The organism is Clostridium sp. CTA-7, assembly GCF_054768095.1.
The window spans coordinates 106656-124379 of record NZ_BAAAAV010000008.1; the positions used below are offsets into that span (position 1 = coordinate 106656).

11 protein-coding genes are annotated in these 17724 nt (G+C 29.6%); 8 read left to right on the forward strand and 3 right to left on the reverse strand.

Annotated elements, in window-relative coordinates:
- Nucleotides 1–29 precede the first annotated feature (29 nt).
- The 6 genes from ACYUEX_RS14780 to ACYUEX_RS14805 all read left to right on the forward strand — a co-directional run bounded on the left by ACYUEX_RS14780 (nucleotide 30) and on the right by ACYUEX_RS14805 (nucleotide 13007).
- Nucleotides 30–5804 carry a hypothetical protein gene (locus ACYUEX_RS14780; RefSeq protein ID WP_460288878.1) on the forward strand — a complete coding sequence of 1925 codons (5775 nt, stop codon included), beginning with the start codon at nucleotides 30–32 and terminating at the stop codon, nucleotides 5802–5804.
- A gap of 240 nt (nucleotides 5805–6044) precedes the next feature.
- Complete coding sequence (locus ACYUEX_RS14785) at nucleotides 6045–7151, forward strand: transglutaminase domain-containing protein (protein WP_460288879.1); 1107 nt, start codon at nucleotides 6045–6047, stop codon at nucleotides 7149–7151.
- Nucleotides 7152–7493: 342 nt separating this feature from the next.
- On the forward strand, nucleotides 7494–9404 hold the full coding sequence (locus tag ACYUEX_RS14790) for an OPT family oligopeptide transporter (RefSeq protein WP_460288880.1): 1911 nt from the start codon (nucleotides 7494–7496) through the stop codon (nucleotides 9402–9404).
- Nucleotides 9405–9701: 297 nt separating this feature from the next.
- Complete coding sequence (locus tag ACYUEX_RS14795; RefSeq protein WP_460288881.1) at nucleotides 9702–10457, forward strand: EFR1 family ferrodoxin; 756 nt, start codon at nucleotides 9702–9704, stop codon at nucleotides 10455–10457.
- A gap of 25 nt (nucleotides 10458–10482) precedes the next feature.
- Nucleotides 10483–10695, forward strand: a complete 213-nt coding sequence (locus ACYUEX_RS14800; protein WP_460288882.1) for a hypothetical protein — start codon at nucleotides 10483–10485, stop codon at nucleotides 10693–10695.
- A gap of 74 nt (nucleotides 10696–10769) precedes the next feature.
- Nucleotides 10770–13007: an ATP-binding cassette domain-containing protein gene (locus tag ACYUEX_RS14805; protein ID WP_460288883.1), complete on the forward strand. Its 2238-nt coding sequence runs from the start codon at nucleotides 10770–10772 to the stop codon at nucleotides 13005–13007.
- Nucleotides 13008–13239: 232 nt separating this feature from the next.
- Here the strand turns inward: ACYUEX_RS14805 and ACYUEX_RS14810 are convergent, their stop codons facing one another.
- Nucleotides 13240–13815 carry a hypothetical protein gene (locus tag ACYUEX_RS14810; RefSeq protein ID WP_460288884.1) on the reverse strand — a complete coding sequence of 192 codons (576 nt, stop codon included), beginning with the start codon at nucleotides 13813–13815 and terminating at the stop codon, nucleotides 13240–13242.
- Between the two features lie 427 nt (nucleotides 13816–14242).
- On the opposite strand from ACYUEX_RS14810, the gene ACYUEX_RS14815 reads away from it, so the two are divergent.
- Nucleotides 14243–15088: an aldo/keto reductase gene (locus ACYUEX_RS14815; protein WP_460288885.1), complete on the forward strand. Its 846-nt coding sequence runs from the start codon at nucleotides 14243–14245 to the stop codon at nucleotides 15086–15088.
- 187 nt (nucleotides 15089–15275) lie between these two features.
- Here ACYUEX_RS14815 and ACYUEX_RS14820 read toward each other — a convergent pair whose 3' ends face one another.
- Entirely contained in the window at nucleotides 15276–16205 is a 930-nt protein-coding gene (locus tag ACYUEX_RS14820) for a TDT family transporter (RefSeq protein WP_460288886.1), read from the reverse strand.
- 11 nt (nucleotides 16206–16216) lie between these two features.
- Nucleotides 16217–16702, reverse strand: a complete 486-nt coding sequence (locus tag ACYUEX_RS14825; protein WP_322412774.1) for a C-GCAxxG-C-C family protein — start codon at nucleotides 16700–16702, stop codon at nucleotides 16217–16219.
- 270 nt (nucleotides 16703–16972) lie between these two features.
- Here ACYUEX_RS14825 and ACYUEX_RS14830 point away from each other — a divergent pair, with 270 nt between their 5' ends.
- Nucleotides 16973–17704, forward strand: coding sequence for a MurR/RpiR family transcriptional regulator (locus ACYUEX_RS14830; RefSeq protein ID WP_411167454.1), 732 nt, complete (start codon nucleotides 16973–16975; stop codon nucleotides 17702–17704).
- Nucleotides 17705–17724: the final 20 nt, after the last annotated feature.

The window sequence follows — 17724 nt, forward strand, 5'->3', positions numbered from 1 at the left end:
AAATGTAGAAATTTGAAGGAGGGTGAGTTGTGAGTTTATTAGATGCACATAAAGGATATGAATATCAAGATTTATTTACGGCATATCATATTATAAATATGTTATTAACTGATGATAGTGCCATCTTCAAGATTGATAAAAAGGAATCAGAAAATGATAAGTTTGATGATCTGACAATTATTACAAGTGATTCAATAATGAAGAGACAGATTAAGTATAGTGATAATAAAATATTTGAAAAAGCAGATTTGTCTTCTGAAAAATATGATTTAGCCCTAGATACATTATTTAGATCATGGCAAGAGTTGCCTCAAGACAAGAATATTGATATTAGGATTTGTTTGGCATGGGAACTACTTGTGGATTCTCAAGACCTTGATTTTTTGGTAGAGCAAGATATAACTAATTTTTATCAAAGTAATGATGTTAAGGTGCTAAAAATTGATCTTGAGAGTATATGGCCTTCAGATGGAATTCCTATTTCGTCATGGCGACGATTAAGAGGGAAGTCCACGGAGATTAATAGATGTGAATTTGAGAACTTTATTAATGATTTAACTATTGAAGTGAATCTTCCGAAATCAAGTACAGATTTTGCTAATCCCGGCGACTTAGAGAATTTGGTTATAAAGAGCCTAAGGATCTTTGGTGTTGGAAAATTTCCAAATGACAAGAAATCAGTAGTTGATGTCGCCATGCATTTGATGTATATCATTAAAGGACTGCGTGCGAGAGGTGAAGTCATTGAACTAACTAAAGTGATTTTTGACCTCGGTCTGATGAAAAGTTACGGAAACATTGAGCAGAGTTTTAAGATTGATAGAGGTATTAATGTACTGAATTCAACAAAATATCATGAATTCAAGGAGTTTGTATTTATAAACAATAAAGTAGGTCTACTTGGAGAACCCGGATCAGGAAAGTCTTGGTTCATTCAAAACTTTATAAACTTTCTCGATGAACAAGACATTAAAGTTGTTCAGCATTATTGTTATACAGGGATAGATGACTTATATGAAAAAGAAAGAATAACTATAAATGTCTTTTTAGCGAATTTAATTAATGACATTATTGAGTCATTTCCATACCTAGAGTCATGTAAGTCTTCCAAATATGGTGTGGATTTTGATGAATTACAGGTTTTAATTAATCATATACAAGAAGAAGTAGTATTAATTGTCGATGGATTAGATCACATTGGTAGAATATATAGTTTTCATAAAGAAACAATGAAACAAATTGACACTGAAATTGTGGAAGTAATCTCACGTTTGATATTTCCTGACAACGTAAAAGTTGTTTTAGCATCTCAGCCAGTTACTGAGGTTATTAACTTATGCGATCATGACTTTAAGGAATTTTCAGTAAAGCCTTGGGACATTGGTGAAGTAAAAGAGTTTATTACTAATAATGGACTAACAGATGTTGAACTGGATTATCACTGCATGCTATCGGATTTATTGATCGAAAAAAGTTCAGGGAATCCACTGTATTTAACGTATTTGGTGAACGAATTATCTAAATACAGTCATGTTATGATAACAAGAGAATTGATTGAAGGATTCCCAACTTATAATAACAATTTAGAAAATTACTATTCATTCTTAATGATAAAACTCTCTGAAAGTCAAAGGGTGCCACAAATATTGGCTGGTTCTCCATTTCCATTAACAGAATCTGAACTTAAAGAGATTACTCATTTAGGTGCATATGTCTCTGAAAGTTTAGAGGCTATTAGAAGTATATTATCTTACAATAGTTGTTCTGGTGGCTACATAATTTATCATGAGAGTTTTAGGAGATATGTTCTTGAATTACTAGAAAAAAATGAAGTTAGTGTAGATAAAGCCATTTATTCATACTTGATAGACTGGTTGAAAAATAGAGGTTTCTATGAAGATAGAAAATCGTATCTTAATTTACTTGTACTTCTCTTTGAGTCGAAACGATATGATGAAATTCTAGAATACTGCAATAAGGAATTTGTTGTTGACAGCGTTTTGTATGGTAATAACATTAATTCGCTAAAAAGCAATTTTGAGATTTTAATGAAGACTTCTTGTAAGGTTAAAGATTATGGTGCCGTAATAATATGTACTGAATTGAGCAATATGATTTACAGTCTAGAATATTCATTTGATGAAAATTCTCAGTATTATTATCTTGGATTAGGTCTTATTAATGGATTCGAAAAACTTAAAAATATTTTAGTCTACGAAGGACGAAACGCACTAAGTTGCACTGAAGGATTAAAAGTCTGTTATCTCTGCTCTGAAAACAACGTCATTCCTGAATGGGACGAGTATATCAAGCTACTCATAGAATCAAAGAAATCTAATCAAGTAGAACGAAAGAGTCATAATGAGCGATTAGAAGAGTATAAATACTTTATTTGTGCATGTTTAGATACTGGCCGAAACATGCTTGATAAGATTGAAAAAGTTGCAGTTGAAGGCGCATATGGTCACAGAGAGGTAATAATAACTGAATATTCAAGAAGGGGACTAGTTGAAGAATTAAAAGAACTGGTAAATCAACTTCAAGAACAAGAACATTGGATAAAGAGTATAGATGTATTTTTAGGTAAATATGCAATTGATGAACAATATCTTGATACTGCACTTGAAAAATTATTACACTCAGATCCATACTCTGATGACACTTTAATTGCACTAGATTACTATATTAGAAACATTCAATGGATTATTACAAACCATTCAGATAAATTAAATAAGTTTGTTAAATCTACTGAAAATAGAAACTGGTATTATAATTGGCTCATATATGTGTATGAAGTGAGTAAAGTAATTGTTGAAGCAAGGGAAACTGAGTCGATTGATGATTCAAGGCTAATAGAAGCATATTCATGGTTGACCAAGGATATGGAATGCTTCAAGGGCGAGCCTCGTACTTGTGATTTGTACAAGTATGAGACAATTATATTTGAGTCAATAGTATCCCCGCTTGAATTTGTTTCAAATGAATCTACATGGCGTACAATACTTGGTTTGATTGCTGAGATGTCAAGTGGAACTATGACTACGCTAAGTGGTTCTACTGGTGGTCCATTACCAACGCACAAACTCTTCGACTTGTTCTTAGAAATAGCAAATGATACAAACTGTGCAGTTTTAACGGAAATATTTGAAGACAAAATAGGCGATGAGGATAAACGTAGATTTTATTCTTATTTGGCTGATTATAGTTTGAAACACGCGATTATCCTTGCAAAGAGTGGATGGTTAGACAGAGCAAAAGTTGAATTCCGAAAAGGTGTAGAGTATTTATTGTCTTATTCATTTAGAAAGGATCGTACACTAAGTCGGCTGATCGATAGTGTTGAAAGCATTTATAAAATTGATAAGAAAACTGGAATTCAGAATATCTTAAGGCTTAAGCCACTGGCCGATGCTGTTTTATATCATACTGATGGTAGAAGTACAAAGACTTATCAAAAAGAGTGGTTCGAAGTTTTGGCTAGAACTGACAGAGACATTGCTCTAACACATCTGAGTTATGAACTATTGGACTCCCAAAACTATTGGATTTTGGAAGAAAGTTTAGACAGCCTTTTAGAAATTATGAATAGTGAAGTAGACCCACTGATAGAAAATACTCTTTTTAGGACGAGACCTAATCAGGTGAGTTCTAGTACTGTTCATAGTTACTTAAACAACATACGAGTTCTAATTACCAACTCTCAAATGGAATTGGCTAGACTTTCCATTAGAGAATTGCTGAATAGATATCCAAATGGAATCTATAAAGATGATTATGAGGAAATAAAAGGACTATGTGAGGACTTGAACGTAGAATTTAATTCTGAAATTAAATTAGATCTTAGTTCAAATAGAAAATATGATAGAGATGGAGCAAACAAAATTAGTTATGATAAACATGTGAGGCATTCAAGTTTTGATGTAATGTCTTTTGAGGAAATACTTGAGTATATTGTGAACTTTGGAATAAAGGAAAGTGAGATTCAAGGACTTTATATATACTTGCAGTCAATTCATGAGTTGAACAATGACTCAAAAATGTTTATTAGTAACCTAATAAAGCACATATATGATAGAAGGAGCGATGATAAAAATAGAGAAAGAATACTTAGAGTTGTTGATGCCTTATCTTTAGATTCAGGAGTTATGGCTTATATTTACGTATCGATGTTTCTGAATCACAAAGATGGGTGGTATCATAGGTTGACTGAAACAGCGTATTATATAAAAGCAGTAGAATATAATAGAGAAGTTGCTGAGGATCATTTTTTTGAGTATTTCTATAATAACCTTCATTCGGTTGACTATAATCTTGCAGTAGGAGATGAAATAATAAATGCTTTAACAGCAATTGGATATGATGGTGAATTGATAATCCGGTACTGGGAGTCGTTGTTTGAGATAATTAATTTTAGACTTTCAGGACAATATGATTATAACTCTGAAGAAATAGTTAAAAAGTCCAAAGAACTTTCTTCTATAGAAAGAGCAATGTTTCTATTACTTACTCGTCTAAAGTATGGTGAAGCAAATCGTTATAGGTGGATTATTTCTTCATTGAACAAAATGTTAGAGCAGCCAGAGTATCGTATATGTTTCATAAAACCTTTCAAGCGTTATATTGAAAAGATGGATCTGTTTATTGACTACTCACTAATTGTTTTATTGTGGCTTATTAGAAGGTGGTTTACTAAAGAAGAGTTGCATGAAAACACTTTAGTAAATGACTTATTAAGTGTTTACCCCACTGATAATGGTACTGTAGACTACTTGATTAGGAAGATTACTGGTCTGAAAAGTGAAAGAAATTATGAAAAGTATGTTCACTCATATGATGGTGGAGATGACAATATTAATTATTTCATAGGAATATTAATTGAGTCGGATAATAGGTTTGCTTTGCTAAACGATAGAGGAGTTGATATTGGTAATATTGCTAAGAATTATTTTCTTGAAATAACCGATAAGGATACACGAGAAAACCTTCAAGATATCATATACAACAGGTCATATAGCGTTCTTGTACCAAATGTTTATTTTTACGATATATTCATGAAACATATGAGTCGTGAAGTAGAAGCGTTTATCAATGGATTCGTAGGACACCCATTCTTTAGTATGATTGAAGAAGAAATGAATGAAATATTGATTGATGATATAGAGTATATAATTGCCAATTGCAATTCAATTATTCCTCGTCCATCGGATATTGCTATGCCTGAAGAAATTAATGATTCGATAAATGATGTATATTCTGAAGAGTGGATTTCATTAGCGTACTATGAACGTTGGTATAGTAAAAGAGAAAGGCATAAGAATAATTATGGAGAGAATACAGATTCAACAATCATCATTTCTGGTGTAGGATTCACAGATGAAGAGGATGTTGTTCCTTTACTGAAACTCAAAGAAGAATACAGAATGTATGACGAAAACCATGCATTTGGTCAAATTGATGATCTGAAAAGAGTTCCACTATTAATTGCTTCTGATATTAAGATTAATCAGGACATTTATTTAACATTCAGACCATATGATTATCTAAGTATTAGGGGAGATATTCTGGATGTTCTCGGAATTAAGATTACAGATAATGGTGAAGGGATAGTTGGCATAGATAGAACTGGTGAGGTCGTGGTGAAGTATTCTAAGTGGGAAGTTTGTTTTGATGATATTGATACGGGAAGTTATAGAGTCCCTTATATGATTGGCTCAGAAGTTAAAGTTAAAAGAGTTGTGTATGAGGAAATATGTAAGCTTTTTAGTAGAGAAGCAAAGCGATTCACTATGAAGTTAGAAACATAAAACTTAGAGATGAATTTGCAAATAAAAACCTAACTTATTACTGATACGGAGAAGCGTACCATAAGTAGGTCTCTAAATCGCCGAAATAAGGTTATTAAATATTTACTTGATTCAATTCTTGATTATTTGTCCTTATATACTTGGCATAATATTATTAAGGAAAGAGAAAGTATAACGATAATATTACATGTTATACATAAAAAGTTTTTTATGAGAGTGAGTAGGGGGGTAAGAGAAAAGATGTCAGGTAAATTTAAAAAGATAATTTTAGCTTCTGCTATAATGTGTCTATCAATGATGGTAGGGTGTGAAGCAGTTAGTAGGAATTTAGTTAAGGATTATGATGGTTATTATGATGCTGTAAAAAATCAGTTATACAATTATGAAAGTGAAATAGTTGTTGATGTGAAAAACTATGATGAAAAGATATTTAACGGAGCTGTTATAAATGATATTTTAGAAGATCATTTAGAGCTTTCAGGTAATTTTGATAATACAAAAGTTAAGACAATGGATTTAAAATTATTTGTAAGAGTAATATTAGAGCCAGAATATTATGAGAGCAAAGAGGTATTAGTTAACAAGAATAATGAGATTAATAAAAAAGTAGAAGAAATCCTAAGTACAGTAATAAGGCCAGAAATGAAGGAGTATGAAAAAGAAAGAGCTCTTCATGATTATTTAATTAATAATTGTAAGTATGATGAAAGAATTTTTTCAGAAGATATGCCAAAGGAATCATATACAGCTTATGGAGCTCTAATAGATGGTATAGCAGTTTGTCAGGGATATGCTGTTGCTATGGACAAGTTATTAAAAGCAGCAGGTATAGAAACAATGACTATACTTGGAGAGGCACGTAATAAGGATGGCTATATAAGTCATGCATGGAATTTAGTAAAACTTGGCGGAGAGTATTATCATTTAGATGCAACTTGGAATGATCCTGTAATGGATGATGGAAGTAACAAACTTAGATATTCATACTTTAATATTACAGATGAACAAATAAAAGATACCCATAAATGGGATGAAAGCAATTATCCAAAAGCAACTAGAACAGAATATAGTTTTGATAATTTAAACTTAGTAGAGAAAGATTTAAATGGAGATAATATAGTGGTAGTTAAAGATAAAAATGAATTCTCCAACTATATAAAAGAAGATTTTTTAAGTAATATAAGCGGTAAAACATATAAGATTCTTTATTTTAAAGGTGGACAAACAGATATAGAAGATTCTATACAGCAGGCTTTTACAAGCGGAATAAATATAGAGCAGTGTCAATACACACTTGAAATTGATGAAGTAACAAAAGCTGCATATGTATCACTAAGTTTTAATTAAGATTATGACAATATTTTAGAAACCAAGAAAGCTAATTTCTTGGTTTTTTATTTTATAAAAAATAAAAAACCAATACTTAAAACTAAGTATTGCCTTGAAATCTCTAAAATAAAAATCCAAAATACCGGTACTCTGATTTTTATCCCTATCCTCAGATAGGTGGGTGTTCACACAGATATCTCAATGGTATTCAATGACATAAAGAATAAATTGAATTTTTTTGTGAAAGCTAACTAAGAGATAAAATATTGCTACAATAAAAATTGCGTAAAAATATATGTTTTGATTTAATATATTACTAAAATCGTATTAAAATCATTAATCAAAGGAAGGAAGTAACAAATGAAGAAAAAGATGACTAAATCGACTTATAAAGAAAATCATGGACAAAAACAAAATAATGGATCAAATTTAGCTGTAATGATAATAGGAATAATATTAGCAGCTGTATTTGCAGCATCTACTGCTTATTCAGGCATGAAATCAGGGCTAACTGTTGCAGCAGGAATCCCCGGAGCCATAATAGGTTCAATGCTTCTAGGCATATTTACCCGTAAAAAAAACATATTTGGTAAAAATATAATACAAGGTATGTCAAGTGGTGGAGAATCCATAGCAAGTGGTATGATTTTTGTATTACCTGCTATTATACTAATAGGCAGTAATGTTACTTTTTTTGAAGGCCTAAGCGTAAGTATAGCAGGAGCTCTATTTGGGATAGGGGCATTATCACTAGTTTATAATTATTTAATAATTGAAGAAGATAAAAACCTTATGTATCCAGAATCTTTAGCAATATCAGAGACTCTTACTGCTTCAGAAGAGGGTGGAGATGCTGTAAAGTACATGGGAATTGGATTTTTAATAAGTGGTATTATAAATGTTTTAACAGGTTCATTCTTAAATTTAATTAACAATACTATTACCTTCGTAGGAAGTAAGTTTTACAAATGGAAATTTTCTACTGAAGGAAATCCACTATTATTAGGTATCGGATTTATAGTTGGATTAGAGGTAGCCGTAATTATGTTTGCAGGTTCAGTCTTAGCTAATTTTGGAGTTGCTCCGTTAATAGGATACTTTACTGATTTTGCAGAGTCTAATGCACATTCATGGAATGATCCTTCAATAGTCCTCAATCAAATGGATGTAAACTTAATATCAGGAAATTATGTTAAGTATATAGGAGCTGGAATGATGCTTTGTGGTGGCATAATAGGTGCAATTAAACTTATACCAACTATAATAATTTCAATAAAAGAAACTTTAAAAGCAAAAAGCGGTAATGATAGTAATTTAGAAAAGAGTTCAGGACATATATTAATATTATTAGTTGGAATTATACTTACATTTGTATCTGCATTTATAATTTCTAAAAGTATTACTATGGCTATATTAGCAGCAATAGTGTCATTAATACTAGCTTTATTATTTGTAATAGTTGCAGGACGTTTAACTGGTACAATAGGAACATCAAATCTTCCTGTATCAGGTATGACAATCGCATCATTAGTTATATTAACATTAGTATTTGTTATAATGGGATGGACTGATAAGTCAGATAATAAATCTTTACTTTTATTTGCACTATTTATGATAGTAGCTATATCAGTAGCAGGTGGATATAGCCAATCTCAAAAAGTAACTTATATTATAAAAGGAAGGAAAAGAGAAATGCAAAATTATTTTGCAATTGCTAGTATAGTAGGTGTTGTTGTTGTAACAGGAACAATTCTTATACTAAAAGATCAAATAGCAATTACAGGAGTAGATGCACCTTTTGCTCTTCCACAAGCTAATTTAATGTCGACTTTAACATCAGGTATAATGTCAGGAAACTTACCATGGCCTATGATTATAGTAGGTGTTGTTATGGCACTATTCTTATTTTTACTAAACTTGCCTATAATGACTATTGCCATAGGATTTTATTTACCTATATCAACAAATTCTATAATACTAGTAGGAGCATTAATACGTTTCTTTGTTGAAAAGATGAGTAAAAGTGATAAAGAAAGAGAACTTAGAGTGTCAAATGGAATAAGTTTATCTTCAGGGCTTGTTGCAGGAGGTTCTATAATAGGCTTAGTAGGAATGATATTACAATTAACAGGAGTAATAACTCCTATGACTCCAACAGGCTTTGTATCTAGTAACACCATGGCAATAATATTATTAATAATTTTAGTTATAGCAACGACAATACCAATTATGTCATCTAAGGTTAAGGAAACAAATAAAAATAATAATTAAATAAAGCAAAGAATTATTATATTAGTAGAAGCATGTATATTAGAAATGGAATTTGAAATAATTAAGGATTTGTTTCTATGGAGTCCTTTTGATAGATAGGGCAAAATTGTAAGGCTAATATCTAAAATAATCTATGCTATAGTAGTAAGAATAAAGAGAGGTAGGGATGATCCTTACCTCTTAGTTTTTATCTTTTTTAAGCTAAAAGTTAGAAGAATATTTTAAAATGAGTTAATTAATTTATGGTACAATTAAAAAATAAACAGAACGTAAAAAAGGCTCAAGGGGGAGAAAATCATGAAGATTTATTACTTTACATCTACAGGTAATTCATTATACGTAGCTAAAAAAATAAAAGAGGCAGTAGAGGACTGTGAGTTAATATCTATACCAGCTGCTATGAAAAAATGTTATTTCAATATAAATGATGATGTTATAGGCTTTGTATATCCAATACATTGTGGATCATTACCTATTGTAGTAGAAGATTTTATATCAAAGTTAAAAGTAAATGATAAAACATATATTTTTGCAATAGGAGTTACTGGAGGGGGAGGAGCTAAAGAAAGTTTTCCTCACATCAATGAACTTTTAGGCAATAAAGGTGAACTTAGTAATTATTTAACGGTAAAATACATTTCAAATTATACAAGAGCAGGTAAAAATCCAACTAAGGAGAGAGCTCTTAAATCAATAGAGTTAAATGAAGATATAATAGATGATTTTATTCAAAGGATTGGAAAGAGAGAAGTAAAGAAAGTTGATTACAAAAGAGGTAATAAATTATTCTATAATGCTTGGAAAAAGTGGTTTAAAAATAAGGATAAATCATTTAATGTTAATGATAAATGTATAGGCTGTGAAATGTGCAAAGCTATTTGTCCAGTGGATAATATTGAAATCATTAATAAAAAGCCAGCTTGGCTCGGAAAATGTACTGATTGTATGGCTTGTATAAATATATGTCCTAAGAAATCTATAAATATTGGTAATAAAACTTTGAAGAAAAATAGATATAGAAATCCATTTATTGAAGTTAAAGAGTTAATTTAATTACTATAGGAACTTTTAAATGTCCATGGAATACCCTGAAATTCCAGAAAAGAAATTAAATAATGCAATTTCAGCTATAGCACCTAATGTAAATCCAGAGTATGTTTTAGCAATAGTTGATTCAACACTATTTGGTAGTGAAAAAGAGGGAATAGTTTTTACTGGTGATTCTATGTATTTGAGATATACATTAGAAGAAAAACAAGAGTATAAGTTTGACAAGAGTGAGAATCTTTAGATAGATTTTCAAAGCAGTTACAAATAGATTAAAATATTATAATATATAAGTAGTAATTAAAGGAGGCGAATGAAGTGGAAGATGAATTCATTTATTTAAAAGGATGTAGGGAAAATAATTTAAAGAACATATCATTAGAAATACCAAAAAGAAAAATTACTATATTTACAGGGGTTTCTGGATCAGGTAAATCCTCAATTGTTTTTGAAACAGTTGCAAAGGAGGCACAACGTCAATTAAATGAGACTTTTAGTGCTTTTATAAGAAACTTTTTACCTAAATATGGTGAGGTTAAAGCCGATCATATTGAGAATCTTTCTACACCTATTATTATTGATCAAAGTAGAATTGGTGGTAATTCTAGATCAACTTTAGGAACTATTACAGATATTAATTCATTCCTAAGAGCTTTATATTCAAGGTTTGGAAGTACCTATATAGGAAAAGCTAATATGTTTTCTTTTAATGATATAAATGGTATGTGTCCAGAGTGTGAGGGACTTGGTAAAAAGCTAGTTCCTAATATGGAAGAGATAGTTGATATCAATAAGTCTTTAAATGAAGGAGCAATTTTACTTTCAGGCTTTGGAGTAGGATCATGGCATTGGAAGCTATTTACCGAATCAGGCTTCTTTGATAATGATAAAAAGATAATTGATTATTCAGAAGAAGAGTTACAGAAGTTTTTATATGGAGAGGCTGAAAAAATCAAGATAGATGAAGTAGGGACAATGAATTTAACTTATGAGGGATTAATAGTTAAGTTTAATAGACTTTATTTAAAGAGAGAAGGAGAAATTTCTGAAGCAGCTAAAAAGAAACTTAGTAAATTACTAATTGAAGGTGAATGTCCTGTTTGTAGAGGAAGAAGACTACATGAAAGAGTTTATAAATGTTTAATTAATGGCTATAATATTGCAGATTTAACTAGCATGCAAATCGATGAATTAGTCAAAGTTATTTCAGATATTAAAGAACCAGAAGCTGAACCTTTAGTTAATGGTATTCTTGAAAAATTAAATAATATTATTGATATAGGACTTGGATATTTAACTTTAGATAGAGAAACTTCATCATTATCTGGGGGAGAATCTCAACGTATAAAGATGGTAAAACATCTAAACAGTAACCTAGTTGATTTAATGTATATATTTGATGAACCAAGTATAGGTCTTCATCCAAGAGACGTTCATAAGTTAAATAATCTTTTAAAAAAGCTACGTGATAAAGGTAATACTGTAATTGTTGTAGAACATGATCCAGATGTTATTAAGATTGCTGATCATATCATTGATATAGGACCTCTAGCAGGAAGACATGGAGGAGAAATAGTATATAAAGGCAGCTATGAAGATTTACTTAAATCCGGAACTTTAACAGGAGATGCTTTAAATAAATCTCTTACTATAAAAGAAGATGTAAGAGAGCATAAGGGATATTTAAAAGTTGTTAATTGTAAGAAAAATAACTTAAAAAATATTTCTGTTAATATACCAAAGGGTGTTTTAACTTTAGTAACAGGGGTTGCAGGTTCAGGAAAAAGTACATTAATTAAGGATGAATTTTTAAAACAAAACAAAGAAGCTGTGTTAATTGATCAAAGTCCTGTAGGAGCAAATTCAAGATCAAGCTTAGCAACTTATAGTGGAATTATGGATAATATAAGAAAAGCTTTTGCTAAAGAAAATAACGTTAATCCATCATTATTTAGTTCAAATTCAGAAGGGGCATGTGAAAATTGTAAGGGTAGTGGAATTGTAGAAACTAACCTTGCTTTTATGGAAAATATAAAGAGTACTTGTGATGTATGCGATGGTAAAAAGTTTAAGATGAAAGTCTTAGATTATAGATTCCATGGTAAAAATATAATTGAAGTATTAGATATGACAGTAGTAGAAGCTATTGATTTCTTTAATATAAAAGCTATTAAAACAAAACTACAGTCTATTTATGATATGGGAATAGGTTACTTAACATTAGGTCAAACTCTAGATACATTATCAGGCGGTGAATGCCAAAGATTAAAATTAGCTAGTGAATTGCATAAGGAAAGTTCAGTATATATTATGGATGAACCAACAACAGGACTTCATATGGCTGATATTGAGAAGTTTATAAATATTGTTGAAAATATAGTAGATAACGGAAATACAGTAATTATTATTGAGCATAATATTGATGTAATTAAAAGAGCTGATTGGATTATTGACCTTGGACCAGAAGGTGGAACTAAAGGTGGAAAAATAATTTTTGAAGGAACTCCTAAAGAATTATATGAGTGCAATGAGTCATTAACTGCTAAGTATCTATAATTATATTATTATTTAAAAGCTATATAGTAGCTGTACAAAAAGTAAATAATAAGATACATATCATTTATAATAGTTACGGAGAGCTGTACCATAAATAAATCAGGATTTTACCCTTAGCCATTGACTTTACTTGGCTAAGGGTATTTTTATAGGTGAAAACAAAGTCAATCCTATTTTTTTAGAAAGGCTATGATGTAAGTAAATTGTATGCATTAATATAGCATATTTTGATTTAGCAAAGAACAATGATTTTATATGGAGTAGTTTGGGCAGGGATACTAAATGTTGTAGGGCCATAAAGAACAATTAGGTTTCTATTTCCAGGGTATCCATTAAAAATCTGATCATTTGTTAGAATTATCTCTGTAGATGGGGCAATGTTTAGTTTTAAATTTCCATCGCTGCTTATAAGTTGATTATTAAAATAGTCTACAGTAACATTTTCAGGTTCTGTGTTTTTAGCCATAACAATTGCACGATATTGTGGAGGGTAAATAAGAGGTACGGGTGCATTTGCATCGTAAAATCCTGTTACTTCGTCGCCTACCTCAATCACCTCATGATTTACAAAGTAAGTTCCCGGAGAAATTACAAAATTTACAGGCCCCATGTCCATGTTTTGCAGCGATATTAATTTATAGCAGCCTGCTGATGGATCATCTTGCCCTGTGTAAAAATCTTCAATACTTGTAACGGTACCACTAAAGGCTGCAAATTTTTGTGCTATGGTTCTCCACATTGGATTGAAGGAGGGATAAGCAGCTTGATTCATGTGATAGGGACAAAAGAAAAATTGGTTATTATACATATAATACTCCTTTATATTGATACTATTATAAAACTTATCATTAATAGTATATTAGCAAATCTAAGTAGTGTTACTTAATAATGGTCGTTTTAAGACCATACACAATTTAGTATGGAGAAGAATAAATGAATGTAAAGGATAAGTAAAGCCAGTATTTCAGCAGCTTATATAAAAAAATTTAAAAATATATATGCTTTCAATTTTGCTATTTTACTTAAATAAGACTATTAACTTTTAATTTTATAACACCATAATGATGTAGATTATTAATTGAAACATATATATATTAGATTATCTTGATCAGAAAATTGAAGGATATGAAGAGCGTGTTCTTAAATATGAAAATGAACTAAAATAAAGTATAAATAATAATATGAAATAGTAGTAATAAATATATGAAAATAGCTTTGGAAATGAGGAGGAATATATGGAATATGTAACGTTAAATAATGGGGTGAAAATGCCCATTTTAGGATATGGGGTTTATCAAATTGAAGATTTGAAGAAATGTGAGAGGTGTGTATTAGATGCAATTGAAGTAGGATATCGCTCAATTGATACTGCTCAGACTTATGGTAATGAAGAAGCTGTGGGAAGAGCAATTAAAAAGTGCAAAGTTCCAAGAGAAGAATTATTTATTACAACTAAAGTGTGGATATCAAATGCTGGATATGAAAAGGCAAAAACTTCTATAGAGAAATCACTTAAAAAGCTTCAACTTGAATATTTGGATTTAGTATTAATACATCAACCTTTCAATGATTATTATGGCACATATAGAGCTATGGAGGAAATGTATAAGAGTGGTAAAATAAGAGCTATAGGGGTAAGTAATTTTTATCCAGATAGATTAATAGATCTTATTAAGTTTAATGAAGTAGTTCCAGCGATTAATCAAGTTGAAACACATCCCTTTAATCAGCAAGTAAAGGCTAAGGAAATCATGGATAAATATGGGGTGCAAATTGAATCTTGGGCACCACTTGCAGAAGGTGAAAAGAATATCTTTACAAATGAAACTCTGAAAAAAGTTGGAGATAGATATAATAAATCTACAGCTCAAGTAGCATTAAGATATTTAATTCAAAAAGGTATTATTGCTATTCCTAAATCTGTGCATAGAGAGAGAATGATTGAGAATTTTAATGTATTTGATTTTAAATTAGATGATGATGATATAAATAATATTGCTAAATTAGACAAAGGAGAAAGTGCATTTTTCTCTCATTGTGATCCTAATGTTGTAGAAATTTTTGCTGGATTAGAAGAGTAATATAAAATATATGGAATTTAAAGTTTCTTCTGAATCAGTTTCAGAAATTTGGATATAAAACAACTAGAAACAACTTACAATATTCTCTTTAATATGGTAAGTTGTTTCTTATTTAGATAAAAGATTAAATTTCTTTTTTATAACTCATTCTTTCTATTTTTATAAAAGTAAATTAATTATAAAAAAATTATTGAGCTACTGAATAACCTTTTTTTTCTGGAATTAAAAAAAGTATAAATCTGAATAAAGTATATATTACTAATACAGTAGCTATAATTGTTTGTAATAAAACAACATATTTTAAAAATTCCATATTATATCCTATTTTAGTTAAGTAAGTCATATTCATTTTCATTCCAATTCCACTTATAACAAAAGGAAATGTAAAAGCTGAATAGCTTGGGAAAAATGGCATTTTTAAATACTTTGGTAATTTAAATAGAACTATAATATATATTATGAATGATAAAATAGATAAGAAAGTTATCATTAATAATGACTTTGTTTGTACTGATTGAATATATCCAGCAAGACAAAGGCTTACAGGAGCTGTATATATGCAGAATAGTGGTTTAGCTGGATCAGGGATTTCTTTATATTTAGCATATCTATATGTTACAACCACAAGTAATATCATACATAATATAAATGCAAACCAAAATGCTAATGTGCCTATATTTGTTTTTTCAAAGGCTGGTGCAGAAACACTTGCAGCAGCTAGTCCAACATAAACTATAAAATATGTAGTAAAAACTTTTTTTATATTGAACTTTAATATAAATTCTATTGAGAAGTATACTATTAAAGTTAAATGAAGAAGTATTCCTAAATACCAAATATAAATAGCTTTTGGTCCTATAAAAGGCTTAATATAAGTAGATAAAAGCATTATAGCCATAGGAAATGTTGCAGATACACCGGCCATGATTGGATTTTTCATATCTTCTTTTATCATAGACGGATATATTACAATTTTACATATTAATAGTAATCCTAAAATTAAAGATATAATTCCGCATACTAAACGGATAGATTCAGAATAGCTTTGAAGTAAATTACCTAAAGCCGCAAATCCGAGCATTACCCCTGAAATAGGGAGTGGTATTTTCTTTATCATATCTTTTACTCCTATACTGTAACTAAGGTGTCTGTATTAACTAGATTTAGTTCTCTTACTATTATTTCAGCAACTTTTCCAGCAACCATACCTGTAAAATGTATACATTGCTCTTTATGAGCACCAGATGCCATATCAAACTCTTTAGTCAATATACGACAGCAAAGAGCATTTTTACCATTAGCTTCTTTAAACCAATCATGTAATTCCTTTGCTAATTCTAAATTTTTCTCTACTTTAGGATCTCCTTGTTTAGTACGGCCAAAGAATAGTCCTAAAGCCATGACCCCACCAGAAACTGCTCCACACAGACACTTAGAACGTCCAATGCCAACAGGGAATCCTGAAGCCATAGATATTATTTCTTCAGGTATATCTAACTCAAAGTTAGAACGTATTGAACTTATTAGTGCTTCAGAGCAGAAAAATCCTCCTCTAAATAAATTCTCAGCATCTTCAGATATTTTTCTTATGCTTACCTCTTTTTTTGCATTCATACAAAAATCCTCCATTTTATATAATCACTTTTATTATAAATTATAAGGAAATTAAATACAAATTTATATTTTAATTAAATAAATAAATACTAGTATTTTAAAGAAGAGAAGGAATTAAGGGATAATAGTGCATTTGATTTCGGACTTATTGGTGAAGATATTAGAATGATTTTATGTTTCAAGTATAGATGTTTTAGGGAATATTTTATGGTATAATTTTAGAAAATGATTTATAATAATTTTCGGCATAAAATAGGAGAATTAAAACCATTGATAGTTATAGATAAGTTAAATAATTATATAAATAATCATAATATTGAAGATATAAATTACAATATAGCTTCCTTTATAGTTAATAATATAGAAAGTGTTCCTAATTATAATATAACTGAGCTTTCAAAACTTTGTTTTGTATCTCAAGCAACTACTAGTAGATTTATAAAAAAGCTTGGTTATGTTGATTATAATGCTTTTAAAGAGGAATGTTTGCTTTATATAGAGGGAGTAAAAAATAATATAGATAATAATTATACCGATATAAATTTATTAAGCCAGGATTTAAAATTATTTTATAGTAAAATAGATTATATAGATATTAATAATGTAGCTTCAACTATAAATAGTTATGATAAAGTTTATATATCAGGGTTAAATTATTGCTATTTAATGGCACAATACTTTCAAATGGAATGTCACCCATTTGGAAAAATAGTTAAAGTTATTGAAGATAATGAAGAAATACAAAATATAAGTAGTGATAGTTTATTATTGATATTTACTACATCAGGAAATTTTTTTAATGGAAATAGAATTATTAAAGAATATATAAGAAATTGTAAAGGCGAAAAATTAGTTATTTCAATACAAGATTTAGATAATAGAACTAAAAAATTGTTTAACAAGCATCTTATTTTAGATATTGATATTGGAGTAAAAAATAGTCGTTATGTTATGATGGCACTTTTAGATAATATAATAGAAGAGTTAAAAAATGCGAGGTGAGGTAGTTAAAAATCATCTCG

Excerpts from the sequence above, each read along its gene's own strand:
- ACYUEX_RS14800 (WP_460288882.1), top strand. The coding sequence starts at position 10,483 with ATGGAATACCCTGAAATTCCAGAAAAGAAATTAAATAATGCAATTTCA.
- ACYUEX_RS14820 (WP_460288886.1), bottom strand. The coding sequence starts at position 16,205 with ATGATAAAGAAAATACCACTCCCTATTTCAGGGGTAATGCTCGGATTT.
- ACYUEX_RS14815 (WP_460288885.1), top strand. The coding sequence starts at position 14,243 with ATGGAATATGTAACGTTAAATAATGGGGTGAAAATGCCCATTTTAGGA.
- ACYUEX_RS14810 (WP_460288884.1), bottom strand. The coding sequence starts at position 13,815 with ATGTATAATAACCAATTTTTCTTTTGTCCCTATCACATGAATCAAGCT.
- ACYUEX_RS14795 (WP_460288881.1), top strand. The coding sequence starts at position 9,702 with ATGAAGATTTATTACTTTACATCTACAGGTAATTCATTATACGTAGCT.
- ACYUEX_RS14785 (WP_460288879.1), top strand. The coding sequence starts at position 6,045 with ATGTCAGGTAAATTTAAAAAGATAATTTTAGCTTCTGCTATAATGTGT.
- ACYUEX_RS14825 (WP_322412774.1), bottom strand. The coding sequence starts at position 16,702 with ATGAATGCAAAAAAAGAGGTAAGCATAAGAAAAATATCTGAAGATGCT.
- ACYUEX_RS14790 (WP_460288880.1), top strand. The coding sequence starts at position 7,494 with ATGAAGAAAAAGATGACTAAATCGACTTATAAAGAAAATCATGGACAA.